General features: G+C 65.2%; 24 protein-coding genes. 3 read left to right on the top strand and 21 right to left on the bottom strand.

Features of this window, described 5'->3' with window-relative positions:
- Positions 1–61: 61 nt before the first annotated feature.
- The 5 genes from hisH to ACSE4D_RS15305 form a co-directional block, all read right to left on the bottom strand.
- Positions 62–670 carry an imidazole glycerol phosphate synthase subunit HisH gene (gene hisH, locus ACSE4D_RS15325; protein ID WP_426937398.1) on the bottom strand — a complete coding sequence of 203 codons (609 nt, stop codon included), beginning with the start codon at positions 668–670 and terminating at the stop codon, positions 62–64.
- On the bottom strand, positions 667–1,269 hold the full coding sequence (locus tag ACSE4D_RS15320; RefSeq protein WP_425118767.1) for a hypothetical protein: 603 nt from the start codon (positions 1,267–1,269) through the stop codon (positions 667–669). Before ACSE4D_RS15320 ends, hisH begins: the two co-directional genes overlap by 4 nt.
- A complete protein-coding gene (gene hisB, locus ACSE4D_RS15315; protein WP_135539308.1) occupies positions 1,266–1,862 on the bottom strand; it encodes an imidazoleglycerol-phosphate dehydratase HisB in 597 nt (198 codons plus the stop codon). Before hisB ends, ACSE4D_RS15320 begins: the two co-directional genes overlap by 4 nt.
- The gene (locus ACSE4D_RS15310; protein ID WP_425118768.1) at positions 1,859–3,076 is read right to left on the bottom strand and encodes a histidinol-phosphate transaminase; all 1,218 of its coding nucleotides are present in this window, start codon (positions 3,074–3,076) and stop codon (positions 1,859–1,861) included. The genes hisB and ACSE4D_RS15310 overlap by 4 nt, the downstream gene beginning before the upstream one ends.
- 154 nt (positions 3,077–3,230) lie before the next feature.
- Complete coding sequence (locus ACSE4D_RS15305; protein ID WP_135539312.1) at positions 3,231–3,569, bottom strand: LysM peptidoglycan-binding domain-containing protein; 339 nt, start codon at positions 3,567–3,569, stop codon at positions 3,231–3,233.
- A gap of 234 nt (positions 3,570–3,803) precedes the next feature.
- Here ACSE4D_RS15305 and lexA point away from each other — a divergent pair, with 234 nt between their 5' ends.
- A complete protein-coding gene (gene lexA / locus ACSE4D_RS15300; RefSeq protein ID WP_135539314.1) occupies positions 3,804–4,559 on the top strand; it encodes a transcriptional repressor LexA in 756 nt (251 codons plus the stop codon).
- A gap of 117 nt (positions 4,560–4,676) precedes the next feature.
- Here lexA and ACSE4D_RS15295 read toward each other — a convergent pair whose 3' ends face one another.
- Positions 4,677–6,647: an ATP-dependent DNA helicase gene (locus ACSE4D_RS15295; protein ID WP_135539316.1), complete on the bottom strand. Its 1,971-nt coding sequence runs from the start codon at positions 6,645–6,647 to the stop codon at positions 4,677–4,679.
- Positions 6,644–8,116 carry a GTPase HflX gene (gene hflX / locus ACSE4D_RS15290; RefSeq protein ID WP_135539318.1) on the bottom strand — a complete coding sequence of 491 codons (1,473 nt, stop codon included), beginning with the start codon at positions 8,114–8,116 and terminating at the stop codon, positions 6,644–6,646. The genes ACSE4D_RS15295 and hflX overlap by 4 nt, the downstream gene beginning before the upstream one ends.
- 129 nt (positions 8,117–8,245) lie before the next feature.
- Between hflX and ACSE4D_RS15285 the strand changes: the two genes are divergently transcribed.
- Positions 8,246–8,860, top strand: coding sequence for a class I SAM-dependent methyltransferase (locus tag ACSE4D_RS15285; protein WP_135539320.1), 615 nt, complete (start codon positions 8,246–8,248; stop codon positions 8,858–8,860).
- Between the two features lie 96 nt (positions 8,861–8,956).
- On the opposite strand, the gene dapF is transcribed toward ACSE4D_RS15285, so the two are convergent.
- From dapF to ACSE4D_RS15265, 4 genes are all read right to left on the bottom strand, one after another.
- Positions 8,957–9,946 carry a diaminopimelate epimerase gene (gene dapF / locus ACSE4D_RS15280; protein ID WP_135539322.1) on the bottom strand — a complete coding sequence of 330 codons (990 nt, stop codon included), beginning with the start codon at positions 9,944–9,946 and terminating at the stop codon, positions 8,957–8,959.
- Between the two features lie 46 nt (positions 9,947–9,992).
- Positions 9,993–10,574: a PadR family transcriptional regulator gene (locus ACSE4D_RS15275; RefSeq protein WP_135539324.1), complete on the bottom strand. Its 582-nt coding sequence runs from the start codon at positions 10,572–10,574 to the stop codon at positions 9,993–9,995.
- Positions 10,575–10,647: 73 nt separating this feature from the next.
- Positions 10,648–12,051 carry a vanillate/3-O-methylgallate O-demethylase gene (gene ligM / locus ACSE4D_RS15270; RefSeq protein ID WP_135539326.1) on the bottom strand — a complete coding sequence of 468 codons (1,404 nt, stop codon included), beginning with the start codon at positions 12,049–12,051 and terminating at the stop codon, positions 10,648–10,650.
- Between the two features lie 89 nt (positions 12,052–12,140).
- Positions 12,141–13,007 (bottom strand): methylenetetrahydrofolate reductase, encoded by an 867-nt coding sequence (locus tag ACSE4D_RS15265; protein ID WP_240689731.1) that lies wholly within the window; start codon positions 13,005–13,007, stop codon positions 12,141–12,143.
- 255 nt (positions 13,008–13,262) lie between these two features.
- Between ACSE4D_RS15265 and ACSE4D_RS15260 the strand changes: the two genes are divergently transcribed.
- On the top strand, positions 13,263–14,621 hold the full coding sequence (locus tag ACSE4D_RS15260; protein ID WP_135539328.1) for an MFS transporter: 1,359 nt from the start codon (positions 13,263–13,265) through the stop codon (positions 14,619–14,621).
- Positions 14,622–14,744: 123 nt separating this feature from the next.
- On the opposite strand, the gene miaA is transcribed toward ACSE4D_RS15260, so the two are convergent.
- From miaA to ACSE4D_RS15210, 10 genes are all read right to left on the bottom strand, one after another.
- Complete coding sequence (miaA, locus tag ACSE4D_RS15255) at positions 14,745–15,677, bottom strand: tRNA (adenosine(37)-N6)-dimethylallyltransferase MiaA (RefSeq protein WP_135539330.1); 933 nt, start codon at positions 15,675–15,677, stop codon at positions 14,745–14,747.
- Positions 15,664–16,377 (bottom strand): hypothetical protein, encoded by a 714-nt coding sequence (locus ACSE4D_RS15250; protein ID WP_436326175.1) that lies wholly within the window; start codon positions 16,375–16,377, stop codon positions 15,664–15,666. Before ACSE4D_RS15250 ends, miaA begins: the two co-directional genes overlap by 14 nt.
- 1 nt (position 16,378) lies before the next feature.
- Positions 16,379–17,875, bottom strand: coding sequence for a tRNA (N6-isopentenyl adenosine(37)-C2)-methylthiotransferase MiaB (gene miaB, locus ACSE4D_RS15245; RefSeq protein ID WP_135539334.1), 1,497 nt, complete (start codon positions 17,873–17,875; stop codon positions 16,379–16,381).
- Positions 17,876–17,909: 34 nt separating this feature from the next.
- Complete coding sequence (locus tag ACSE4D_RS15240; protein WP_240689733.1) at positions 17,910–18,812, bottom strand: regulatory protein RecX; 903 nt, start codon at positions 18,810–18,812, stop codon at positions 17,910–17,912.
- A complete protein-coding gene (gene recA / locus ACSE4D_RS15235) occupies positions 18,793–19,884 on the bottom strand; it encodes a recombinase RecA (RefSeq protein ID WP_135539336.1) in 1,092 nt (363 codons plus the stop codon). Before recA ends, ACSE4D_RS15240 begins: the two co-directional genes overlap by 20 nt.
- A 224-nt stretch (positions 19,885–20,108) precedes the next feature.
- On the bottom strand, positions 20,109–20,336 hold the full coding sequence (locus tag ACSE4D_RS15230) for a DUF3046 domain-containing protein (protein ID WP_135539338.1): 228 nt from the start codon (positions 20,334–20,336) through the stop codon (positions 20,109–20,111).
- Positions 20,336–20,665 (bottom strand): helix-turn-helix domain-containing protein, encoded by a 330-nt coding sequence (locus ACSE4D_RS15225; RefSeq protein ID WP_135539340.1) that lies wholly within the window; start codon positions 20,663–20,665, stop codon positions 20,336–20,338. The genes ACSE4D_RS15230 and ACSE4D_RS15225 overlap by 1 nt, the downstream gene beginning before the upstream one ends.
- Positions 20,666–20,842: 177 nt before the next feature.
- Positions 20,843–21,412 carry a CinA family protein gene (locus tag ACSE4D_RS15220; protein ID WP_205683339.1) on the bottom strand — a complete coding sequence of 190 codons (570 nt, stop codon included), beginning with the start codon at positions 21,410–21,412 and terminating at the stop codon, positions 20,843–20,845.
- Complete coding sequence (gene pgsA, locus ACSE4D_RS15215; RefSeq protein ID WP_135539342.1) at positions 21,405–22,070, bottom strand: CDP-diacylglycerol--glycerol-3-phosphate 3-phosphatidyltransferase; 666 nt, start codon at positions 22,068–22,070, stop codon at positions 21,405–21,407. Before pgsA ends, ACSE4D_RS15220 begins: the two co-directional genes overlap by 8 nt.
- Positions 22,071–22,177: 107 nt before the next feature.
- The gene (locus ACSE4D_RS15210) at positions 22,178–24,934 is read right to left on the bottom strand and encodes a DNA translocase FtsK 4TM domain-containing protein (protein ID WP_426937397.1); all 2,757 of its coding nucleotides are present in this window, start codon (positions 24,932–24,934) and stop codon (positions 22,178–22,180) included.
- Between the last annotated feature and the right edge of the window lie 71 nt (positions 24,935–25,005).

Raw genomic sequence — 25,005 nt, 5'->3', positions numbered from 1 at the left:
AGGGTGCCAGGGGTTTCGGGCAATGCTAGTCGGTGCGCTCGGTCAGGAACTGAGCGGGGCTCTACGAGAACGTGCCGATCCAGTTGCGCAGCAGCTGCGCTCCCGCTTCGGCGGATTTCTCCGGATGGAATTGGGCCGCCCAGGTGGTGTCGTCTTCGACGGCGGCGATGAAGTCGCTGCCGTGTCGGGCCGTGGTCACCTTGGTGTCGGGAGGCGGCTGGGTCGCGGCATAGGAGTGGACGAAGTAGAAGCGCTCCTCGCGGATGCCGGCGAACATCTGCGAGTCCTCCGGCGCGGAGACCTGCGACCAGCCCATGTGAGGAACGACCGGGGCCTTGAGGCCGGTGACGGCTCCCGGCCACAGGCCGATGCCGTCGGTCTGCACGCCGTGTTCCTCGCCTCGGGCGAAGAACACCTGCAGGCCCACGCAGATGCCCAGCAGCGGACGGCCCTGTGCATGGCGGGTCCGGATGAGTTCGCCTCCCCCGACGTTCTGCAGTCCCGTCATGACGGCGGAGAAGGCACCGACGCCGGGGACGAGGAGACCATCGGAGTCGTTGATGACGTCGTGGTCGGCCGTCAGTGTCACCTCGGCGCCGGCGGCAGCGGCCGCGCGCACAGCGGAGCGGACGTTTCCGGCGCCGTAGTCGAGGACCGCGACCGTCGTCATCGCTTTGCGCCCTTGCTCAGCACCGACCAGATCCGCCACAGGGAGAATCCGAGGACGATGGCACCGAAGACGGCGACGACCCAGGCGACGGTGTTGCCGCCGAGGCCCAATGCGACGCCGAAGGCAGCGACGAGACCGGCGAGGACCGCGGCGACGATCCACAGCAGCGCGGTGCGGGCCACCGCGGCACGTCCCGGCGTCATGGTGGCGGCGCTGGCCTGCAGCTTCGTCATCGAACTCGTCGGGATATTGCCGTCGACGTCTTCGGCGGCGACGGTTTCGAGCAGGAGACCTTCGAGCACATCGGGCAGGTTCTTCAGAGCCAGCCCGGCGGGAACATCGGATTCGCGGTTGCCGTGACGGTAATGTCCGGCATCGATCTGCTCTTCACTGCGGACGAGGAGGAGGACCTCATGTTTGCCCGCGAGCTTCGAGATCGCGGCAGCCGCCTCGTTGCCGGCCTGCACATCGGTGTCGGCGAGGACGATTCCGGTGAACTCCCCGATCGGAACGATGGTGCCGTGGATGTTCGACAGCACGCAGGCTGCGGCCAGCTGCTGGGCGACCCCGAAGGGGGTCACGAGAACGGTCGTGCTCACAGGACTCCCTTGGTGCTGGGAACGGAATTGCTGCGGGGGTCTTCTTCCACGGCTTCGCGCAGGGCACGGGCGAAGGCCTTGAACTGGGCTTCGACGATGTGGTGCGGATCGCGACCGCGCACGAGGTCGAGGTGGACGGTCAGTCCGCCGTGGAAGGCGATGGATTCGAGCGAGTGGGAGGTCATCGAACCGGTGAAGTGACCGCCGATGAGGTGGTACTGCTGACCGTCGGGTTCGCCTGCGTGGACGAAGTAGGGGCGACCGGAGACGTCGACGACACACTGGGCCAGGGCTTCGTCGAGTGGAACCGCGGCGAAGCCGTAGCGACGGATGCCGATCTTGTCGCCGAGGGCTTCACGCAGAGTCTGGCCGAGCACGATCGACGTGTCTTCGACGGTGTGGTGGACATCGATATGGGTGTCGCCGGTGGCAGTCACGTCGAGGTCGATCATCGAGTGCTTCGCCAGGGCGGTGAGCATATGGTCGAAGAACGGCACGCTGGTCGAGATGTTCGAGGTGCCGGTGCCGTCGAGGTCGACGGACACGGACACCGTGGACTCGGAGGTGGTGCGTGAGTTCTGGGCCTGCCTCATGGTGTGCCTTTCGTCGGGGCGGAGGATGACGGAGCTGAGCCGGAGGGAGCCGCGCTGGGAGCCGTTGAGCTGGGCGGAGACGTCGGTCGTTCGGCGAGGATGTCCGGGGACTCGGCGAGGATCTCATCGATGGCGCGAAGGAACGCGTCGGTCTCATCCTCGGTGCCGGCGTTGACGCGGGCGTGGCCGGCGATGCCGATGTCGCGGATGAGCACGCCGCGGTCGAGCAGCTCCTGCCACAGTCGTGCCGGTGAGGAGATGTTGCCGAAGAGCACGAAGTTCGAATCGCTGTCGTGGACGGTGAAGCCGACTTCAGCGAGATGCTCCGACATGCGGTTGCGGGAGTCGATGAGCCGGTCGACGTTGCCGAGCAGCACGTCGGCGTGTTCGAGGGCGGTGCAGGCAAGGACCTGTGTGACCTCGGACAGGTGGTAGGGCAGACGGACAAGGCGGAGGGTGTCGATGAGTTCGGGGGCGGCGATGGCATAGCCCAAGCGCAGCCCGGCACAGGCGAAGGCCTTGCTCATGGTGCGGGACACGACGAGGCGCGGACGGCCGTCGAGCAGGGTCATCGCCGAGGATGCGGCCGGGCGGGAGAATTCCGCGTAGGCCTCATCGACGATGACGATGCCCGAACAGTTCTCGTAGGCGGCGTCGATGACGTCGAGGCCGATCGAGGTGCCTGTCGGGTTGTTCGGGGTGCAGAGGAAGACGATATCGGGGTCGACCCGTGCGACCTCGGCGGCGACGGTCTCAGCGTCGAGGGTGAAGTCGTCCCTGCGGTCGACGTGCCTCCATTCGGCTCCGGTCCCGGTCGTGATGAGCGGATGCATGGAGTAGGACGGGGTGAAGCCGAGGACGGTGCGGCCCGGGCCGCCGAAGGCCTGGACGATGTGGCTGAGGACTTCGTTCGAACCGTTGGCTGCCCAGATCATGCCGGGTTCGAGTGCGACTGTGTCTCCTGCGCGTTCGTTGACACCGTTGAGATAGGTGACGAGGTGTTCGCGCAGCGCAGTGAATTCCCGGTCCGGGTAGCGGTTGAGCCCGGAGAAGTGATTGTTGACGGCGGCACGCATGCTGTCGACGACGACGTCCGGGAGCGGATAGGCGTTCTCATTGACGTTGAGCTGGACCGGCACGTCGAGGTGCGGAGCCCCGTAGGGCTTGAGCCCGACGAGGTCGGCACGCACTGGCAAAGATTCGATGTTTCCCACGCGATCAGTCTACCGAGAGACTCCCACCGCTCCGGCGGCGGGTCGAGCCTCGAGATCCGACATCGGAGCTCCGGCCCGATGCGGCCGAAAGCAGCTCCCCGGCGACCTCGCACGTTGCCACGCTGCGCGGCTGCCGGTCTCACCCGGCCGGCCCTCAGCGGACGGGGACGTCGAGGGTCTGGCCAGGGTGGACGGTCGGAGTCGTCAGATGGTTGATGTCGACGATATCGGCCACGACATCGCGGGTATCGCGATCAAGTCCGAGGCTCGAGGCCACGGTCCACAGCGACTCGCCTTCACCGACGACGACCGCGTCGGCTTCGATGCCGATGCTCTCGGATTCCGGTTCGGCGACCGCTGCGGCCGAGAACGACTGGGTGGCGAGGAGGAGCGCTCCGCCGATGACGACGAGAGCAATGAGCAGGGTCCGGAGAAGGCGAACCGCCTGGCGTCCACGAGTGGTCAGGCGCAGCCCGGTGTTCTGTGCAGACATCGCATTACCTCTTTCATTCGTACGATTCCACCAGCAATCGGTAGAACGTCTGTTCTATTCAACATGCCAATCGAACAAATGTCCAGTCCAACTCGAACATCTATGCGACAATGAGAGGGAACCAGCGTTGTTGATTGATCTGTCAGAACCATCTCAGCCGGCACTGACACGAGAATCTTCGAAGCGGAGATCACGGCGTCCAGCGGCAGGGAATAGAACGAAGGGGAACGAGCAATGGTTCAGAACAAACGAGGCAGAGGCCGGCCTCGCAACGAAGATGTTGCCAGTGAGATCGCTGCCGCTCGCAGCGATGACGACGAGATTCAGATCCCTGAGGGTTCGACCGGCGAAGACGACTTCCGCCTCACCCCACGTCAGCGTCTCGTGCTCGAAACCATCGAACGCGCTGTCGTGACCAACGGCTACCCGCCGAGCATGCGCGAGATCGGCAAGGCCGCCGGACTCGCTTCGCTCTCGAGCGTGGCCCACCAGCTCTCCCAGCTCGAACGTCTCGGTTATGTCCGCCGCGATCCGAAGCGCCCGCGCGCCATCGAGGTCGTCAATCCGTTCGAAGAGGAAGAGGCGGAGCGGGCGAAGTTCGAAGAGCTTGCCAACAACACCGTGCAGGTGCCGGTCGTCGGACGGATCGCCGCCGGTGGCCCGATCCTCGCCGAACAGGAAGTCGATGACATCTTCTCGCTGCCGACGCAGGTCGTCGGCTCCGGTGAGATGTTCCTGCTCAAGGTCGTCGGCGATTCGATGATCGAAGCCGCCATCTGCCACGACGACTGGGTGGTCGTGCGCAAGCAGCACACCGCGGACAACGGCCAGATCGTTGCGGCGCTGCTCGACGGCGAGGCGACCGTGAAGACGCTCAAGCGCAAGGCGGGTGAGCAGTGGCTGATGCCGCAGAACGAGAACTATGAGCCGATCGACGGCACCTACGCCCAGATCATGGGGCTCGTCGTCGCTGTCATCCGCCGCCTCTGAGCACACTGCCGGCGGCCCCGGCACTCAACGCTCGAACACAGAACGCCTGCGACCGGATCGGTCGCAGGCGTTCTGCCATTCAGGCGGAGCGATCGGTCGTCGAGGCGCAGTGCCTAGTCATTCCGTTTCGGACTCGGCGAGGCGGGCCAGGCTCGTGCGCACGAGCTGAGCGTTCGTCGTCGGCCACATCCGCGGCATCGAGTTGACGAGGAAGCCGGAGTACCGGGCCGAACGCAGCCGCGAATCGAGCACGGCCACCACTCCCCTGTCCTTGGTCGAGCGGATGAGCCGACCCGCTCCCTGTGCCAGACGCAGCGCGGCATGTGTGGCGGAGACGGCCATGAAGCCGTTGACACCCCGCTGATCGGCATCCCGCGCGCGGGCCTGCATGAGCGGGTCGTCGGGGCGCGGGAACGGCAGCCGGTCGATGATGACCAGCCGGTTCGTCCGGCCCGGCACGTCGACTCCCTGCCAGAGTGACATGGTGCCGAACAGGCAGGTCTGGTCATCGGCGGTGAATTGGGAGACGAGTGCGGGCAGGCCGTCATCTCCTTGGAGCAGGATCGGAAAATCGAATTTCTCCCGCAGGTGTTCGGCTGCGGCATTGGCCGCCGCCCGAGAGGAGAACAGTCCCAGTGCCCCGCCGTTCGAGGCTCTGACGAGCTCTTCGAGTTCGGTGAGCGCTTCGTCGCTCAGGCCGCTGCGTCCGGGTTTGGGCAGGTGGGAGGCGACGTAGAGGATGCCCTGTCTGCCGTAGTCGAAGGGCGAGCCGACGTCGAGGCTGTCCCATTTCGGGGCGTCGGGGCCGAAGAGTCCCAAGGATGCGGCGACCGCGTCGAAGTTCCCGCCCAAGGACAGAGTCGCCGAGGTGGCCACGACGGTGGACTCTTCGAAGATGCCCGAGCGCATGGTCCCGGCCACACTCAGGGGTGCGACGACGAGGTTCGTCGTCTCCTTCTCCCGGAATGTCGACCGCGAGAGCCAGATGACGTCGTTCTTGCCCGGATCGCAGAAGCGTTCGGCGAGTTCGAAGATCTCCTGACACCGGGCCTTGGCCATCTGCCGGCCGGCATCGGCGTCTTCGGTCTTGCCTCCGATGTCGTTGATGATCTGTCGGGCGGAGTCGCGGATCTGCGTCAATGCCAGCCCGAGGGCTTCGCTCATATGGAGGATGAGTCCTTCGGGCACCGAGGACTGTGCGCGTTCGAGTGCCGCCGCAGCGGAGTCGAGAAGGGAGACGACCCCGTCCTGGACGGTGGTGTGTTTGCGCACCGAACTCGTCGCGGCCGAGAGCATGCTCGTGTTGATCTGCCCGGACAGGGCGTTGGTCACCCGGTCCTTGAGCTCGTGGGCCTCGTCGATGATGATGACATCGTGTTCGGGCAGCACGTTCGATTCGCCGAAGGCGTCGATGGCCAGCAGCGCATGGTTGGTCACGACGATGTCCGCCTCGGCGGCCTTGTTCCGGGCGATCTCAGCGAAGCATTCGGTGAACAGGGGGCAGTTCGATCCGAGGCAGTCGAAGGCGTTGACGGACACCTGCGACCAGGCGCGGTCGCTGACACCGGGCATGAGGTCATCACGGTCACCGGTGTCTGTGGTCTTCTCCCAGGTGCGGATCCTCTGGATCTCCTCGCCCAGGCCGGAGCGTTCGGCCGGTTTGCGTCCCGCCTCGGCGTCAGCACCGAGGTCGAAGAGCATTCCTTCGCCTTCGTCGGGGTACCCGCCGGAGAGCTTGTGCTTGCATACATAGTTCCGTCGGCCCTTGAGCAGAGCGGCCCTCGGCAGCGGGTCGAGGTCCTTCTTCACGGCTTTGAACAGACGCGGCAGGTCACGGTGGATGATCTGCGTCTGCAGCGCCAGGGTCGCTGTCGATACGACGACCTTCCCGCCGGTGCGATTGACGTATTCGGCCGCCGGCACGAGGTAGGCCAGGGACTTGCCCGTGCCGGTGCCGGCCTGCACGAGCAGGTGGATGCCTTTGTCGACCGCCGAGGCGACCGCTTGAGCCATATCCTGCTGACCCTGCCTGGGCGATCCGCCGATGGCCCCAACGGCGGATTCGAGGAGGTCGTCGACAGCCTTCACTCGTCGATGACCAGGTCCGGACGCTGGAACTCACGCAGCTCGTCGACGATTTCGGCCGGCACCTTCACCTGCAGGCTCGTGCCTTCGGACCCGTGGGATTCGTGTTCGACGGTGCCCAGGGCGTAGATCTTCGACACGAGGTCGCCGCGTTCATAGGGGACGAGCAGCGTCATGTCGATGTCCGGGGCGGGAAGCCGACTCTCGATGGCCTCGACGAGGGCGTCGATGCCTTCCCTCGTCACGGCCGAGACGAACTGCGCCTTCGGATATTCCGCGCGCAGACCGGTGATCACGGCCTCCTCGGCGAGATCGGACTTGTTGAACACGAGGAGTTCGGGGATGTCCCCGGTCTCGACGTCTTTGAGGACTTCGCGCACGGCGTGGATCTGCCCGTGCGGGTCCGGGTGGGAGGCGTCGACGACGTGGAGGAGCAGATCCGAACCGGCGGCCTCCTCGAGCGTCGAGCGGAAGGCTTCGACGAGCTGGTGGGGCAGGTTGCGGACGAAACCGACGGTGTCGGTGTAGGTGAAGACGATGCCGTCGGCGGTCTTCGCCTGTCGGACGGTCGGGTCGAGGGTGGCGAACAGCGCGTTCTGCACCATCACCTCGGCATCGGTGAGCCGGTTGAGCAGGGAGGACTTGCCCGCGTTCGTGTATCCGACGATCGCGGCCGAGGGCACATGGTGGCGGGCGCGGTTCTTCCGCTTCGTCTCCCGTGACGGGGCCATTGCGGCGATCTCACGGCGCAGTTTGGACATGCGGGTGCGGATGCGGCGGCGGTCGAGTTCGATCTTCGTCTCACCGGGTCCGCGGGAGCCGATTCCGGCACCGCCGGCGACACGACCGCCGGCCTGCCGGGACAGCGACTCGCCCCAACCGCGCAGGCGCGGCAGGAGGTATTCGAGTTGGGCGAGTTCGACCTGGGCCTTGCCTTCACGGGATTTCGCATGCTGGGCGAAGATGTCGAGGATGAGGGCGACACGGTCGACGACCTTGACCTTGATGACGTCCTCGAGGCCGCGACGCTGGCTGGGGGCGAGCTCGGAGTCGATGATCACGGTGTCGGCGCCGACGGAGGCGACGATCTCGGCGAGTTCGTTCGCCTTGCCTTTGCCGAGGTAGGTGCCGGGGTCCGGTTTGTCACGGCGTTGGATGAGCGCGTCGAGGACGTCCGAACCGGCGGTTTCGGCCAGCGCCGCGAGCTCACGGATCGAGTTCTCGGCTTCGGCCTGAGTGGTGTTCCAGATGCCGGCGAGCACGACGCGTTCGAGTCGGACCTGGCGGTATTCGACCTCGGTGATGTCTTCGAGTTCGGTGGAGAGTCCGGCCACACGGGTGAGTGCGGCACGCTCGGCGAGGTCGAACTGGTCGTCCTCGCGGGTGGTGTCGTGATCGTCCAGGGCCTGGGCGCCTCGGGAGAGCACACGGTCGAGCATCGCGTTGCGACGCTCCTTGTCTTCAGACGTCATTCATTCCTTTGTTCTCTGCCGCCCGCACGGTACTGATCGTGTGGGCGTGGTCCTGCTGCGCACCGACGGTGGCGCATCGCACCGACGATGGTGTCCATCAATTCTCCCACAGCCGTCTAGACTGAAGTGGTGTCAGAGCACTATTTCACCGAATCTCCGAGCAGTGAGGCCAAGACCCGCGAACTGCGCCTCGAATTGGCCGGCCGCGAGGTCACCGTCGAAACCGTATCAGGCACGTTCTCACCGACTCGCCTCGATCTCGGCACCGCCGTGCTGCTGCGGCATCTGCCCGAACCGCCGACCGGTGATGTCCTCGACCTCGGCTGCGGGTGGGGGCCGATCGCCCTGCACACCGCATTGGAGGCCAAGGACGCCGAGGTGGCCCTGCGAGTGTGGGCACTCGACGTGAACTCCCGGTCCCTGGAGACGACAGCGGCGAACGCGCGCCGGCTCGGACTCGATTCGATTGCTCCCGTCACCGCCGAGCAGATCCCCGCGGACCTCCAGTTCTCCGCCATCCGGTCCAATCCCCCGATCCGCATCGGCAAGGCCGCCCTCCACGAACTGCTTGAGACCTGGCTGCCGCGACTGGCGCCGGGCGGTCGGGCCGATCTCGTCGTGTCGAAGAACCTCGGGGCCGATTCCCTGCAGAAATGGATCGCGCAGATGCTCGGGGACGGGTTCACGATCGAACGCACGGGTTCGTCGAAGGGCTTTCGCGTCCTCACCGTCCACCGCGGCTGAGTCTTCGGTTCGACACGTCATTCCGCGCCGAGGCTGAGGTCTTCCCTCGCCGAGGTCGGGCTCGGCTGCGCGTACGAAGTGCGGTCCGCTCGCGCCTCAGCTGATGGTGCCGCTGGCGACGAGGGTCGCGGGGCCCGCGAGGCTGACACGTCCGCTCGTGCCCTCGGGGTTCGGGTCGATCTCGATGCGCAGCTGTCCGCCGGGCACGTCGACGCGCCACTGCAGCGGCGAGGTCTCCCCCGCCCAGTGGTGGGCGGCGATCGCTGCGGCGCATGCGCCGGTGCCGCAGGAGCGGGTCTCGCCGACTCCGCGTTCGAACACCCGCATGCGCAGTGCGCCCTCTCCTCCGGCAACGTCGGAGCGAGCGGGCTCCATGACGATGTATTCGACGTTCGAACCGTCCGCGGGCACCGGGTCGAGGACCGGGGCGTCACGCAGATCGGCGGCAGAGAGTTCGGAGTGTTCGGCCAGCGCGACGACCGTATGCGGATTGCCGGTGGACACGCGCAGTCCGGGTCGAGCGACTTCGACGCCGCCGGTGGTCACGAGCACCGAGCTCGACGGGTCGAGTGACCAGTCGCCCATGTCGATCGTGTACCAGGCGTCGCTGGCCGAGCCGGGTCCCGACGCTCCCGTGCCGACGACGTCGTCGCCGGTCTGGACGCCGAGTGCCGGGTTGAGGGTGGTGCGCACGGTTTTGATTCCGTCGCGGGTGCCGACGAGGATGTCGCGGGTATCGGCCGGAACGCGACCGCTGGTCACGAGCACGTGGGCGAAGACACGCACACCGTTGCCGCACATCTCGGACAGGCTGCCGTCGTTGTTGTAGTAGTCCATGAACCATTCGGCGCCGGCTGCGGCCTGCTCGGCTGCGCCGGGGATGCCGCTGGCGGCGGACCGGACGATGCGGATGATGCCGTCGGCGCCGAGCCCGGCTCGCCGGTCGGCCAGTGTGGCCACGGTTTCCGGATGCATCTCGAGTTCGCTGTCATCGTCGGACAGCAGGACGAAGTCATTCTGCGTGCCGTGTCCCTTGAGGAAGGAGACATCGGTCCAGGCGGCGAACGGGGTATCCGGAGTGCTCATGGCACCATCCTATCGGTGGACCTCGGCGGCTCGATACAGTCTCCGATCAGGGACCGAATCTCTTCGCCAGCTCGAGGCCCCTCTGCGCCCACGCGATCTCGGTTCGTGCCTTCTCGGCCAGTCCTTCATAGGCGAATCGCTTGAACGCGATCGTCTTCTCGCGGTCTTCGGGGCGGGTCACTTCCAGTCGCCGCTGGAGCATAGGTGTGGTCAGTGTGTCGATCTTGTCGATCTCGTCTTCCCAACACTTCAGTTCAGAAGTCCAATGGGCGATGTGATCGTTGAGGAAGGCTGTTCGGGTCTCATGATCGGCTGATTCCAGATACGCGGCTTTGAGATGCGCAGCGTCACGCGTGCGCTGATACTTCAGCGGAGTGCGCATCCATTCGGCGAAGTTGTCCTCACCGGCATCCGTGACGTGATACACCCGCCGGGTGGCCACGCTCCCCCGGGTCTGCTCTTCGGGCTCGACGAGTCCTTCCTTGGCCATCTTCCTCAGCTCGGGATAGATCTGCGAGTCCGGAGCGTGCCAGACGTATCCGACGGACTGCGAGAACTGCTTCTGCAGCTCGTAGCCGGACATGGGTGCTATCCGCAGGAGCACGAGGAGGGCACTGCGTAGGCTCATAGGTCTGAATCTCCCTGTAGTCGAACGCATTGAGGGCCCGAACCGAAGTCCGGGCCCTCTCAGGATAGCGGTGTCAGTTCGTGTAGCCGGTCCGCCAACCGCCCTTATACGTCTGACGTGCGACCGTCGAATACGGGACCGGGCTGACAACAGCACGAACCTCGGTCTGCTCGTGCGGCTCGACCGATGCCTTCGAGGTGCCTCCGTTCGGCTCGCCCCACACGACCTTGAGCTCCGCGCCTTCGGGAACTTCTGGATCGATCACGGCCAGTGACAGTCCGCGACGTTCGTTGGCCGAGTATCCGGTGAACATCGAGAAGCCGACTGTGTTGCCCTCGGCGTCGATGACCGAGTCGTAGTTCGCCGAACCGTAGTTCGCCAGCGGCAGATCGAAGTACTTGTAGTTCGGACCGTCGACATTGAGCGGCGAGGACAGCACCTGGCCGAGGTCGTCGGCGTCCCAGGCGAGGGTGACCTTCCGACGCTGCTTCGCCGGATCCATCTTCTCCAGGGCGCTGCGGCCGATGAAGTCGTGGTCGAACTTGACGAAGGAGCCATAGCCGAGCTCCCACGGGGTCAGGTAGTAGTCTTCGATGTTCTCCGAGACGAACGATCCGGCCAGCGTTCCTGTCGCTTCGTAGCTGTCGACACCGAGCCATTCGCGGAAACCGCGCTCTTCCTCGCCGGTGTAGATCGCCGGCAGCGGCGAAGGGATCCAGCCGGATTCGAGGGTGTTCGACGGGTAGGCGCGAGCCCCGACCGGCAGGAGGCCGAACTCGGCTCCCGCCTCGACGATGGCATCGCGGATCAGGTGGTGGTCTTCGTAGGGGCCCCAGACCTCGAGGCCCGGAGCGCCGGCCATTCCGTGCCGCAGCGTGCGGACCTGCTTGCCGGCGATCGACATCGTCGACATGTTGAAGAAGCCGAGCTTCTCGAGCGGGCCGCCGTTGAGCTTCTCAATGATGCTCCACGCGTTCGGACCCTGAATCTGGAATCGGCAGTACTGCCGTGAGACCGCGTCGCCATACGGGCGCGAGGGCGAACGACGATCGATCTCGATGTCGAGGTTCGAGTAGCCGCCGGTCTCGCCGTGGTAGAGCAGCCAGTTCGACGCCGGGGCGCGTCCGACGTAGACGTACTCGTCTTCGGCCTCGTGGAAGAGGATGCCGTCGCCGATGACATGGCCCGAGGCCGTCGTCGGAACGTACTGCTTGGCCTTGTTCACCGCGAACTTCGCCGTTGAGTTGATGGCGGTGTCGGAGATGAGCTTGATGGCGTCGGAGCCGCGCAGGAACACGTTGTCCATGTGATGTGATTGGTCGTAGAGGACTGCGGTCTCCCGCCATGCCCGCTGTTCCTTGATCCAGTTGCTGAAGTCAGCGGGGACGACCGGATAGATGTATGACCCGATCTGGGAATTGCGGAGCAGGTCGACCGGGTTCGTGGTCTCGAGGAGCTGCTGGAGATTGTCGGTCATGGGATGTGAACCTCTCTGTTCTGATTCTTGCTGATGGTCGCGTTCTTGCTGGTGGTCGCTGACAGCACTTCTCGTTCGGCGTGGGCCCCCTAGAGTCCGGGCGAGAAGTCGCTGACCCATTGGGCCGTGTTGAGCAGGCCGCCGAAGGTGTAGAAGTGCACCTTGATGTTGCTCCTGTGCGGGCCGTCGTTCCTGCTCGGGTCGTCGATTTCGCCTGCCAGCTCGGTGAGGAACCTGTCGGGGCCTGCCGTGCCGAGAAGATTGGTGAGGGAGAATCCGTACTTCTTGACGATCGAGGCGCTTGTCCCGACCCCGAATCGGCCCGCATATCCGAGCAGCCGCTTGATTCCGGCTGGGCCGGGCGTTCCGATGCGGATGAGGGAGTCGATTCCGTGCTCCCGGGTCTCCCGGATCCACGTACAGACCCGGTCGGCATCGAAGGCGAACTGGGTGAGGACCACACGGTCCAGCCCTTGGGCTTTCAGGGACTGGGTCTTTGCCTCCATATGAGACCACAGGTCGTTCGTTGCGATATCGGGGTGACCTTCCGGGTATCCGGCGATGCCGACCTCGGTCACGCCGTAGTTCGGCAGAATTCCGGTATCGATGACCGACAGCGAATCGGCGTAGGGTCCTTCCGGTTCCTTCGGGTCTCCGGCGACGACGAATACGCGCTCCGAAGCCCCCACCTGCTGAAGTTCGCCGAGGAAGTCTTCAAGCTCAGCTGGCGATTTCAGTCTGCGCGCGGAGATGTGCGGAACCGGAACGAAGCCCAGCTCGCGGACCACCTTCGCAGCGTTGACTCGCATCGCGAGCTCCTCGTTGCCGAGGAAGGTGACGTTGACGCGAGTGCCTGGTGGTATGGCAGGAGCCGCTTCACGCAGCTTCTCGACGTCCTTGCCCGTCATTTCGAGTGAGTAGTCGTCAACGAGCTGAGTTCCGGTTGCTGTGACCACGAGGCCGCCTTTCACGAACACTTCAATGGGTTCCGTGAGTCACTATACGCATAGGTATTTGCCTCAGTCCATAGGTACTTTGCGCATCGCCTCCCCGGAGTGAGCCCTGGCCGCGAACCATTGCCCTGCGGCTCGGGCGATGCTAGCGTGACTGGCATCTCATTTTCACTATCATCATAGGGACTCTGTATAGGGAAGTCGCATCGGGGCGACGTTCCTGCTCTTCACCAGACCTCACAATGACGGAGACTTCTCGTGGATCTACGCACTCGCATCGACAACTCGCCGATGTCCTTCTACCAATGGCTGATCGTCGCGATCTGCACACTTCTCAACGCCTTGGACGGCTATGACGTCCTGGCCATCTCCTTCTCCTCCAATCAGGTGACCGAAGAATTCGGACTTACCGGGACTGCTCTCGGACTCGTCATGAGCGCGGCGCTCTTCGGCATGGCCGTCGGAGCCCTGGTGCTCGGCCCGGTGGCAGACCGAATCGGGCGCAGGAACATGATCGTGATCGCCATCATCATCAATGCGATCGGTCTCTTCATGTCCGCAACCGCAACCTCGGCGAATCAGCTCGGTCTGTGGCGGATCGTCACCGGCTTGGGCATCGGAGGCATTCTGGTTGCCACCAACGTCATCTCAGCCGAATACTCCTCACGCAAGCGTCGCGGCCTGGTCATCAGCATCTATGCAGCGGGGTACGGAATCGGTGCGGCGATCGGCGGATCCGTGATGGTCGCGCTCATCGCGAGCTCCGGCTGGCGATCGGTGTTCGTCCTCGGCGGTGCGCTGGCCGTCTTCTCACTCCTGCTGGTCATCTTCTTGGTACCGGAGTCCCCGTCGTTCCTCTACAACAGGAAGCCGCACAATTCGCAGGCCAAGCTCGAAGTCATCGCCCGCAGGCTCGGTTTCGACGAGCCCGTCGATATCGATGCCAGGCCGGCCGCATCTGCTGGAGGAGCGGACTCCGGGACGGGAATCATGGCTCTGTTCAATCGCCAGAACCGCCGCGTCACCTTCGTCGTCTGGACGACGTTCTTCATCATCATGTTCGGGTTCTACTTCGTGAATTCGTGGACTCCACGGCTCATGCACGAAACCGGTCTGACAGACACCCTGTCGATGATCGTCACCGTCGGTCTCACCTTGGGCGGGGCCATCGGTTCTGTGGTCTTCGGCCTCTTCACCTCACGCTGGTCCACGCGAACCGTACTCATGACGTTCTCGGTGGTGGCTGCCGTGCTCATGGCGATCTTCATTTTCATGGCGCAGTGGATCGCAGTCGTCGTGGTCTTCGGTGTGCTTGTCGGCATGTCGATCAACGGCTGCATCGCCGGACTCTACGTGCTGACGCCGCAATCGTACCCGTCGACGCTGCGGTCGACGGGCGCAGGATGGGGCATCGGAATCGGGCGATTCGGCGCCATCATCGCTCCGACGGCCACCGGTGCCCTGCTCGACGGAGGATGGAGTCCGCAGCTGATCTATGTGTTCGTCGGAGCGGTGCTGCTCCTGGCATCGCTTGTGCTCATGGGGATGCGCGGCATCGACGTCGAAGCGAACAAGCGACCGCAGACCGAGAACCGGGCACATGCGGGAGCGGAGTGACGAGCCGAGCAGAGGCCGGAGCGAAGTGGCGAGCCGAGCACATGCCGGAGCGAAGTGGCGAGCCGGACAGAGGCCGGAGCGAAGTGGCGTACCGTCAGTCGAACCTGCGTCGGCGGACGCCGATCAGGGCTCAGTGAGCACCTTGAGCGCTGCTGCCAGGTTCTGTTCGGTGTCGGCGGCGCTGCCGTCGATCCAGTGGATGCGCGGGTCCCGGCGGAACCAGGTGTCCTGCCGTCGGGCGAACTGACGGGTCCTGATCGTGGTTTCCTCCTGCGCCTCGGCGACGGTGAGCTCCCCGGCGAGGTGGCGCCGGATCTGGGCATAGCCGATGGCTCGGGACGCGGTCTTGCCCTCCGCCAGTCCGTGGTCGAGGAGGTCACGGACCTCGTCGACCCAGCCGTGGTCCCACATGAGTCCGACACGGGTCGCAATGCGTTCGTGGAGGACGGTCCGGTCCATGCTCAGCCCGAGGTGGATCGTCGGTTCGATCTCCTGGTAGTCGGGCAGCTGGGCGCTGAAGGGGCGTCCGGTGAGTTCGATGACTTCGAGGGCCCGGGCGATGCGCCGCTGATCGTTCACGGTGATCTTCGCGGCTGCGGTCGGGTCGAGTTCCCGCAGCTTCTTGTGCAGGCTCCAGCGATCGGCTGAGGCTTCTGCTTCGAGACGGGCACGGACAGCCGGATCGGTGCCGGGGAATTCCATATGATCGACGGCGGCGCGGACGTAGAGCCCGGACCCGCCGACGAGGATCGGTCGGTGCCCATGTTCACGCACCTGCGCGATGGCGGCCCGCGCACGCGCTTGGAAGTCCTGGACGTTCGCCTCTTCCGTGACGTCGAGGATGTCGATGAGATGGTGGACGATGCCTCGGCGCTCCGTGACCGGCAGCTTCGCGGTGCCGATGTCCATCCCCCGGTAGAACTGCATCGAGTCCGTGTTGATGATCTCCCCGCCGAGGCGCTCGGCCAGATCGAGGGCGAGCTCGGACTTGCCGGTGGCGGTGGCTCCGACGACGGCGATGATCGGCGGCGGATCGTGGTGCTCAGTCACGGTCATTCACGCCCTGGTGCTGGAGAGCGCCAGTCTCCGCTGCCGTCCAGGAACCTGTACCGCACAGTGACCGCACATCGTGGACGCGCTCGTCGAACCTCACGTCGACTGACGAGATCTCAGCGCCCTGTTCGATGAGGTGTTGGATCCCGGCCTCAAGGACGGAGAGATTCGCATGCATGGACTCCCCCTGGGCACAGAGGTCGACAACGGCGGCCGCCTCAAGGGTCGCGCCGGCGGTGAGTGCCGCGACGACCGCGGTGTCGAATTCTGCGGCTCCGTCGACCGGGGCCAGAGGAGCTTCTTCGGCCGCGGCTCCGGACAGGTCGACGGGCAGCAGCAGATTCGCACTCGACCCGAGCGCTCCGACCTCGACTCCGGTGGCATGAGCATGAAGGAGGGCGACGATGATGGCGGAATCGACCGCCTCGGCGAGGGACCGTTCGGTCTCGGTCAAAGATTCGACGAGCTCGACCCAGGCACCACCGGTGTGGAGTCGGTCGGTGCGGAGGTCGAGGCCGCGATCGATGCCCCAGCCGCCGAGCCCGGCCACGGGAGGCAGGGTGTCGATAGGCAGTGCCCAGTTCGAGTGGGTGCCCAGGATCTCGCGGATCTTGGCGCGCAGTCCGGCGGTGCGGACCGTTTCGGTCCGGTCGATGTCGTCGAGCAGCACGGGGGCTGCCGGGATGATGGCGAAGCCGCTCATCTCAGTCGCGGGGGCGGATGGTCGGCATGCCGAGGTTCGTCGCCCCGCCCGCGCCCTGTCCGGGCGCAGGAGCGCCGCAGCTGTCGGCCTGCGCACGGTCGTAGGCGTCGCCGGCGCGGGACGGGCGCAGCGAATATCCGGAATCGGCGAGCAGGAAGTAGGGTTTCGCCTCGGTGACGGTGGCGGTGACGAAGTCGCCGGGGCGAGGAGGCTCTGCGCCTTCGGGGATGCCGACGTGGACGAGTCGGTTGTCCGCGGCGCGACCGCTCAGTCGTGGGGAATCATCGTGCGGAAGCTTGGTCACGAGCACCTCGACCTCGCGGCCGATCTGCTTCTTGTTCTCGTCCCAGGCGATCTCGTCCTGGAGTGCCGTGAGGCGTTCGAAGCGTTCCTGGACGACGTCCTTCGGGATCTGGTTGTCCATGGTCGCGGCCGGGGTGCCGGGCCGGATCGAGTACTGGAAGGTGAAGGCCTGAGAGAAGCGGGCGCGGCGGACGATGTCCATGGTGCCTTGGAAGTCCTCCTCGGTCTCACCGGGGAAGCCGACGATGATGTCGGTGGTGATGGCCGCGTGCGGGATACGTTCGCGCACGCTGTCGAGGATGTTCATGAATCGCTTCGTCCGGTAGGACCGGCGCATGGACTTGAGGATGGTGTCCGAACCGGACTGCAGCGGCATGTGCAGCTGCGGCATGACGGTGGGGGTCTCGGCCATCGCTTCGATGACGTCGTCGGAGAAGGCGGCCGGGTGCGGGCTGGTGAAGCGGACGCGTTCGATTCCGTCGATGTTGCCGACAGCCCGCAGCAGTTTCGCGAACGCGCCTTTGTCACGGAATTCGGCACCGTAGGAGTTGACGTTCTGTCCCAGCAGGGTGACTTCGACGACTCCGTCGGCCACGAGTGCTTCGACCTCGGCGAGGATGTCGCCGGGGCGACGGTCCTTCTCTTTGCCACGCAGGCTGGGGACGATGCAGAAGGTGCAGGTGTTGTTGCAGCCAACCGAGATCGAGACCCATCCGGAATGCTGGGATTCGCGGCGGCTGGGCAGGGTCGAAGGGAAGACGTCGAGGCTCTCGAGGATCTCGACCTGGGCTTCCTCATTGTGTCGGGCGCGTTCGAGCAGCGCCGGCAGGGACCCCATGTTGTGGGTGCCGAAGACGACATCGACCCAGGGGGCCTTCTTGACGATGGTGTCGCGGTCCTTCTGTGCCATGCATCCGCCCACGGCGATCTGCAGGCCCGGGTGGTTCTCCTTGACCTTCGCGAGTTGACCGAGGTTGCCGTAGAGCCGGTTGTCGGCGTTCTCGCGCACGGCGCAGGTATTGAAGACCACAACATCGGCTTGGTCGTCGGTGTCGGCCTGAACATAGCCGGCGTCGTCGAGGAGTCCGGAGAGACGTTCGGAGTCGTGGACGTTCATCTGACATCCATAGGTCTTGACCTCGTAGCTGCGAGGTGCGGTCTCGGATGTCGCCGGGGATTCAATCAGTTCAGTCATGGCGCACCTATTCTAGCCCTTCCCCGGACTCGGTTCAGTCTTCGGCGAGGACCTCGCGGGTGACCTTGATGCAGATCGCCGAGGGGAAACCGCGGCGGGCGAGCATGCCGAGGATTCGGCGCTCTCGCACGTGGTATTCGAGACGGCGGGTCGAGGCCGCTTTCTTCGCCGCGACTTCGCGTGCGAGTTCTTCCTCGCCATCGACTTCGGCGACGGCATCGTCGGCGAGTTCGGGGCTGATGCCCTTCTTGCTCAGTTCGCGTTTGAGTACGGAGCGAGAGAGTTTCCGGTTCTCTCTCTGCGCCCGGACGAAGCGGTGGGCGAATTCTTCGTCGTTGAGCAGACGGGAATTCTGCAGCTTCTCAATGAGTTCGTCGACGGCCTCGGGCATGAGGTCGCGTTTGAGCAGCTTCTTGCGCAGCTCGTCGCTGGCATGATCGCGCATGGCGAGCATGTTCATTGCTGTCTTCTTCGCCTGCGCATAGTCGGCCTCGAAGTCGGGGGCATCGTCTTCGTCGTCGAAGCGCAGGCCGCCTTCGACGTCGGTGCCGGCACCGGTGTCATTGTCCTCAGATGCGAAGTCAGGGGCGTGTGTGCCATCGAGTGTCTGCGCAGAGTCCGGAACAGCGACGAAGTCGGGAAGCGCGTCGGTCCCACCTTCGACCCAGCCGTTTCCTGCGTCCTTCTGCGGACGTGGGCTGCGGGACGCCTTTTTCTTCTTTCGCGGCGCATTCCTCGGAGCAGGGTCCGCGTCGATACCAGAGAGCCCGGCGAAGAACCCGCCGTCGCCTTCGGCATGGCGCTGGTCGATCTCGGTGATCGCACTGCGCAGCTGGGAAAGCGTCGTCGCCTGACCGGAGTCTCCCGCACCGACCTGGGCGGCCGGTGCGGTGAACTCGTCGTCAGGCATCGGGGTGTCAGGAGACTTCGACGTCATCCGTCTGTGCTTCTCCGGCCGCTTCGGCGTCTTCCTCGGGTTCGTCGACCTTGATGAGACCCAGCTTGTGCTTGATCTTCAGTTCGATCTCCTCCGCCAGTCCGGGGTTGTCCCGGAGGAAGTTGCGGACGTTCTCCTTGCCCTGGCCGAGCTGATCGCCGTCGTAGGTGAACCAGGAACCGGACTTGCGGATGATGCCGTTGTCGACGCCCATATCGATGAGGCTGCCTTCGCGAGAGATGCCGTGGCCGTAGAGGATGTCGAATTCGGCCTGCTTGAACGGCGGGGCGACCTTATTCTTCACGATCTTCGCGCGCGTCCGGTTGCCGACCGCGTCCTGGCCCTCCTTGAGGGTTTCGATGCGGCGGACGTCGATGCGTACGGAGGCGTAGAACTTCAGCGCCTTACCGCCCGAAGTGGTCTCCGGCGAACCGAAGAAGACGCCGACCTTCTCACGCAGCTGGTTGATGAAGATCGCGGTGGTCTTCGACTGGGCCAGGGCGCCGGTGATCTTACGCAGCGCCTGCGACATCAGACGTGCCTGCAGGCCGACGTGGCTGTCACCCATCTCGCCTTCGATCTCCGCCTTCGGCACAAGCGCGGCCACGGAGTCGATGACGATGACGTCGAGGGCTCCCGAGCGGATGAGCATATCGGCGATCTCGAGCGCCTGCTCACCGGTGTCCGGCTGGGACACGAGCAGCTGATCGGTGTCGACGCCGAGCTTCTTCGCGTACTCCGGGTCGAGCGCGTGCTCGGCATCGATGAAGCCGGCGATTCCGCCCGCCTTCTGAGCATTGGCTACAGCGTGGAGGGCCACGGTCGTCTTACCGGAGGATTCCGGGCCGTAGATCTCCACGACGCGGCCGCGCGGCAGACCGCCGATGCCCAGAGCGATGTCGAGGGCGATCGAACCGCTCGGGATCGAGGCGATCGGCTCCCGGACTCCATCGCCGAGACGCATGATCGCGCCCTTGCCATAGTTGCGATCGATCTGTCCCATCGCCGCTTCGAGCGCCTTCGACTTGTCGCCGCCGGTGGGGACCTGAAGGTTCTTGGGTGTACGTGCCATGACGTCTCCTCTTCGTTGCTTTTCCGTTGAGACCAAGGCTAGAAGATGGCACTGACATAACGACAGAGGAAGGATTTCCCCCGTGGATAACCAGCCACTCATGGTCACAGGTCCCGTGATTCCCTACCAGCATAACCGACATGGGAACAGGTGTTCTATATATTGGGGTGTGTCGCGCATTTCGTTCGAGCGCGACGTCTGCGGTCGGCGGGAATCAGCACGAATCAGAACGGGGTGGCGCGCGGTTTCTCTTTGCCGAGGCGGCGGGATTCGGGCACGCCCATGGAATCGCAGACTGCGATCCAGATGTCGCGGGGTTCGACTCCTGCCGAGAACGCCTCTGCGGCGGTGCGTGAGCCGAGCGAGCTGAGGGTGAGGTCGGTGTGCAGGGAGGCAGCACGCGCCTCACCGAATTCCTCGTTCATGAGGATCCAGTAGAGCGTGTGCCGCATCAGGGCTTGGCGGCCAGGCGTGGCCCGGAGTAGCTCTCGGGATGGCCGAGGATCTTGTCCGACAGTTCCTGCGGGATGGTGTCGGGGATCTGCACTCCCTCTTCGAGGGCGAAGCGATCGGAAACCGAGGACAGCAGCGCTGACAGCGGCAGATCGAGTGCCTCGCAGATGGCCGACAGCAGCTCCGAGGAGGCTTCCTTCTGTCCGCGTTCGATCTCGCTCAGGTAGCCGAGCGAAACGCTGGCACCGGTGGAGACATCGCGAAGGGTGCGTCCTTGACGACGGCGGGCGGAGCGTAGCGCGTCGCCGATTTCGACTCTCAATAACATAACGCGGCCCTCCCTTTGTCAGCGCGTTCCGTCGTGGTGGTTCCAATAACCTTACAACCTGGCCGTGACACAGCACCAACCTGGTTCCCCGAGCGGATGGTTTTGCCAGTCCACTCGAAGACTTTGGAGAGATTACGTCCGATGGTCATCACTCGGTCAACCTCTTAAGCATCGAAGTTATTCCCCTGACGGCCCGACCGCCCCGGGCTCGGTGCTCTCGGCAGGGGCAGGCTGCGACTGTTCGGGGGCCGGGCCGAAGGCAAGTGCGGTGACGAATTCGTCGAGGTTGACCGCCATCGCCTGCACCGTCTGATTGCGGATGGCGTTGCGGTCGCCGCTGAACTCGTGTTCGAAGATTGTGGCTTTGCCGCCGAAGGCGATCGCCGTGTAGGCGAGCCCCACCGGCTTGTCGTCCTGCGGGTCGGGCCCGGCCACCCCGGTGCATGAGATCCCGATGTCGGCCACGCATCTCTGAGCGGTGCCGACGGCCATCTGTGCGGCGACGACCGGGTCGATCGGCCCGGTCTCCTCGAGGTGGTCGGCATCGACTCCGGCGAGGCTGGCTTTGAGGTCCGTGGCGTAGGTGACCAGTCCCCCGCGCACAACGGCTGAGGCACCGGGAACGTCGACGAGTGAGGCGACGAAGCGCCCTCCGGTCAGGGATTCCGCCGAGGCCAGTGACAGACCCAGTCGTGTGCAGGTGGCGATGATCCGCCGGTTGGATTCGAACAGCTCGGTCTCAGTCACGGGCCCCGTCCCCTGCCGCACTCGAACCGCCGGCCTTCGCCTCCTTGTAGAGCTTCGCCGCCTGCACGCAGTAGTCGATGCCGGTGACGAGGGTGACGACGATGGCCCCGGTCATGACGACCCACGCGAAGACGAGCAGGACGACGTAGACGACGGGCGGGACCAGGTGCGCCAACGGGAAGATGAGCAGGAAGAGTCCGATGGCGACGGTCTGCAGCACCGTCTTGATCTTCCCGCCGCGTGAGGCGGGCATGACGGCGATGCGGATCATGAAGAACCGCAGCACGGTGATGCCGAGTTCGCGCACGAGGATGATCACCGGCACCCACCAGGGCAGTTCGACGATGATCGCGAGCCCGATGAGGGCGGCGGCCATGAGCGATTTGTCGGCGATCGGATCGGCGATCTTGCCGAAGTTCGTCACGAGGTTGTATCTGCGGGCCAGATCACCGTCGATCTTGTCGGTGAGCATCGCCAGGAGGAACACGACGAGGGCCCACCAGCGGGTGGTGACATCGTCGCCTCCCTGGGCCAGGAGGAGGACCAGGAAGACGGGCACCATGAGGATGCGCAGCACCGTGAGCGCATTCGGAATGTTCCATGGGCTCGGTTCTGCGGCGGGCTGCTGAGAGGCTCCGGCCTCGACTCGATCGTTCACGACTCCACCCTATCGGAGTGAGCTGGACAGATCATCGCAGCCACAATCGCCGAGGCGGCCGTCCGTGGTCACGGACGGCCGCCTCGGCGAAGGGGTGGGTTCGAGACTCACCGCCCGGTGAGCTGCCAGGCGTCGTCTCCGCTGGCTTCGACGACTTCGAGCCCGGTCTCCGGGTCGATATCGCCGACGCTGAAGTCTTCGGCGTGGCCGACACCGTGGGCGTAGCGGTCGCGTCCGTGGTCCGACGACTGCGAACCGGGGTTCGACGACTGTCCGTAGTCCTCGAACTCCTCGTCGTAGTCTCCCGCCGCCGAGGCATGCCCGGACTGGCCATGGTCCTGTCCTTCGGGTTCGGCCGCGGCCCCGGAGGAGTCATCTTCGGGCGGAGGAGTATCGCCCTTGATGATGGCCAGGGTTCCCGGCAGGTCGTCGGGGCGTACGAGCACATCGCGGGCCTTCGAACCCTCGGAGGGCCCGACGATGCCGCGGGACTCCATGAGGTCCATGAGCCGGCCGGCCTTGGCGAAGCCGACACGCAGCTTGCGCTGGAGCATCGACGTCGAACCGAACTGGGTGGTCACGACCTGTTCGACGGCCTGGAGCAGGAGGTCGAGATCGTCGCCGATCTCCTCGTCGATGACCTTCTTGGGCGCCTCGACGGCGACGTCTTCGCGGTAGTTGGGCTTGAGTTGGCCCTTGACGTGGTCGACGACCTTCTCGATCTCGGACTCGTTGACCCAGGCACCCTGGACACGCATCGGCTTCGCCGCACCCATGGGCAGGAACAGGGCGTCACCCTGACCGATGAGCTTCTCCGCACCGGGCTGGTCGAGCACGACTCGCGAGTCGGCCAGCGAGGAGGTTGCGAAGGCCAGTCGTGAGGGCACATTGGCCTTGATGAGGCCGGTGACGACGTCGACGCTGGGACGCTGGGTGGCGAGCACCAGGTGGATGCCGGCGGCACGGGCCAGCTGCGTGATGCGCTGGATCGAGGCTTCGACGTCGCGCGGGGCGACCATCATGAGGTCGGCGAGCTCGTCGACGACGACCAGCAGGTAGGGGTAGGGCTGGAGGACGCGTTCGGATCCGGCCGGCGGATGGATGCGGCCCTCGCGGACGGCCTTGTTGAATTCCTTGACGTGTTTGAACCCGTACTGGGCGAGGTCGTCGTAGCGGGCGTCCATTTCGCGCACGACCCACTCGAGCGCCTCGGCGGCCTTCTTCGGGTTCGTGATGATCGGGGTGATGAGGTGCGGGATGCCCTCGTAGATCGTCAGCTCCACGCGCTTGGGGTCGACGAGGATCATGCGCACCTCGTCGGGTGTCGCGCGCATCATGATCGAGGTGATCATCGAGTTGACGAAGCTCGACTTACCGGCACCGGTGGCACCGGCGACGAGCAGGTGGGGCATCTTCGACAGGTCGGCGACGACGAATCCGCCCTCGACGTCCTTGCCCACGCCCATGACCATCGGGTGGTCGGTCTTGCGGGCGGCCTTCGAACGCAGCACATCGCCGAGGGCGACGTTCTCACGGTCGGAGTTCGGGATCTCGATGCCGATGGCCTTCTTGCCGGGAATCGGCGAGAGGATGCGGACGTCGGCGCTGGCCACCGCGTAGGAGATGTTCTTCGACAGCGCCGTGACCTTCTCGACCTTCGTGCCGGCGCCCAGCTCCACCTCGTAGCGGGTGACCGTGGGGCCACGGGAGAATCCGGTGACCTCGGCGTCGATTTTGAACTGCTCGAGCACATCGCGCAGGGCTTCGACGACGCGGTCGTTGGCCTCGGAGCGTTCCTTCGCGGGAGGTCCGGGCTGGAGGTTGTCCGAGGCGGGCAGGGTGTAGGTGACGTCGCCGGCCAGCGTGAGCTGTTCGACGCGTTCGGGCAGCTGCTCCGTGGGCGGCGGCGGGGGTGCATTCGTCACCGGCACCGGCGTCGAGGCGGCTGCGGACTCGGACTTCTTCGCCTGGTTCGCGTCGTCGTCCATGCCGATGGTCTTCTTGAGCTCGGCGACCTCGCGTTCGGCCTTGGTCGGACGGCGCTGGCCGGGCTTGAGCTTCGGTTCGGTGTCGATGACCGTGGTGTCGGCCTCTTCGTCGCTGACATCGTCTTCGTGGATGTAGGCCTTGTCGTAGGCCTTGGTGACAGCGTCGTCGTCGGACTTCTTGTCGGAGTCCGGGATGTCGGTCTTCTTCTTCCGGCTCCGGCGCTTCGCGCCCATCACGGGCTTGAGGTCGGAGGTGCGGCTGTTGTCGGCGACGAGGTCGACGGGGTTGCCCTCAGAGTCCACCTCGGCGGTCCTGCTGGGTCGGGCACCGCCGGTGAGTCGGTAGTACAGGTCGGTGAGACGCTTCGGAATCGCGCGCACCGGGGTCGCGGTGACCACGAGCAGGGAGAAGAGTCCGAGCAGGACGAGCAGCGGCACCGCCACGTAGACGGTGGTCGCGACGACCAAAGGCGAGGACACGACGAAGCCGAGGGCTCCTCCCCCGTTGGCCATGGCTTCGCGGGAGTTCGTGAAGGACGGGTTGCCGGCGGCGATGTGTGCCAGGCCGGATGCGGCGAGCAGGCCGAAGATCATCCCGATGAGGATGCGGTTGTTGCCGCGATTGTCGTCGCCGCGCAGGAACAGGCGGATCGCGTAGCAGGTGAAGATCACGGGCAGGGCCAGGGCCACTCGCCCGAAGGTGCCTTCGACGATGCCGCGGACGCCGTCGCTGATCGCGCCGGGGATATTCCACCATTCGAAGGCGGCGATGACGATCGAGAGGCCGATGAGGAAGAAGGCTGTGCCGTCCCGCTTCGTCGGTGACTGATCGGTCGGTTCGTCGCTGAGAGTCTTTCGCGCACGGTTTCCGGCCATGTGGGCCACTCCCCTCCATGCACCGGTGACAACGTTTGTCCCGGGTTCTTCGGTCCCCGCTTGACCGGACC

It is taken from the genome of Brevibacterium sp. FAM 27836 (assembly GCF_051351055.1).
In the GTDB taxonomy this organism is placed as follows: domain Bacteria; phylum Actinomycetota; class Actinomycetes; order Actinomycetales; family Brevibacteriaceae; genus Brevibacterium.
The sequence above is the reverse complement of the archived record's forward strand: the minus strand, read 5'-3'. Positions and strand labels throughout refer to the sequence as shown.

Bases quoted from the DNA above. Each gene is read 5' to 3' on its own strand.
- hisH (WP_426937398.1), bottom strand. From the start codon at position 670: ATGACGACGGTCGCGGTCCTCGACTACGGCGCCGGAAACGTCCGCTCC.
- hisB (WP_135539308.1), bottom strand. From the start codon at position 1,862: ATGAGGCAGGCCCAGAACTCACGCACCACCTCCGAGTCCACGGTGTCC.
- ACSE4D_RS15305 (WP_135539312.1), bottom strand. From the start codon at position 3,569: ATGTCTGCACAGAACACCGGGCTGCGCCTGACCACTCGTGGACGCCAG.
- lexA (WP_135539314.1), top strand. From the start codon at position 3,804: ATGGTTCAGAACAAACGAGGCAGAGGCCGGCCTCGCAACGAAGATGTT.
- hflX (WP_135539318.1), bottom strand. From the start codon at position 8,116: ATGACGTCTGAAGACAAGGAGCGTCGCAACGCGATGCTCGACCGTGTG.
- dapF (WP_135539322.1), bottom strand. From the start codon at position 9,946: ATGAGCACTCCGGATACCCCGTTCGCCGCCTGGACCGATGTCTCCTTC.
- ACSE4D_RS15275 (WP_135539324.1), bottom strand. From the start codon at position 10,574: ATGAGCCTACGCAGTGCCCTCCTCGTGCTCCTGCGGATAGCACCCATG.
- ligM (WP_135539326.1), bottom strand. From the start codon at position 12,051: ATGACCGACAATCTCCAGCAGCTCCTCGAGACCACGAACCCGGTCGAC.
- miaA (WP_135539330.1), bottom strand. From the start codon at position 15,677: ATGACCGTGACTGAGCACCACGATCCGCCGCCGATCATCGCCGTCGTC.
- ACSE4D_RS15250 (WP_436326175.1), bottom strand. From the start codon at position 16,377: ATGAGCGGCTTCGCCATCATCCCGGCAGCCCCCGTGCTGCTCGACGAC.
- miaB (WP_135539334.1), bottom strand. From the start codon at position 17,875: ATGACTGAACTGATTGAATCCCCGGCGACATCCGAGACCGCACCTCGC.
- ACSE4D_RS15240 (WP_240689733.1), bottom strand. From the start codon at position 18,812: ATGACGTCGAAGTCTCCTGACACCCCGATGCCTGACGACGAGTTCACC.
- recA (WP_135539336.1), bottom strand. From the start codon at position 19,884: ATGGCACGTACACCCAAGAACCTTCAGGTCCCCACCGGCGGCGACAAG.
- ACSE4D_RS15230 (WP_135539338.1), bottom strand. From the start codon at position 20,336: ATGCGGCACACGCTCTACTGGATCCTCATGAACGAGGAATTCGGTGAG.
- ACSE4D_RS15225 (WP_135539340.1), bottom strand. From the start codon at position 20,665: ATGTTATTGAGAGTCGAAATCGGCGACGCGCTACGCTCCGCCCGCCGT.
- ACSE4D_RS15210 (WP_426937397.1), bottom strand. From the start codon at position 24,934: ATGGCCGGAAACCGTGCGCGAAAGACTCTCAGCGACGAACCGACCGAT.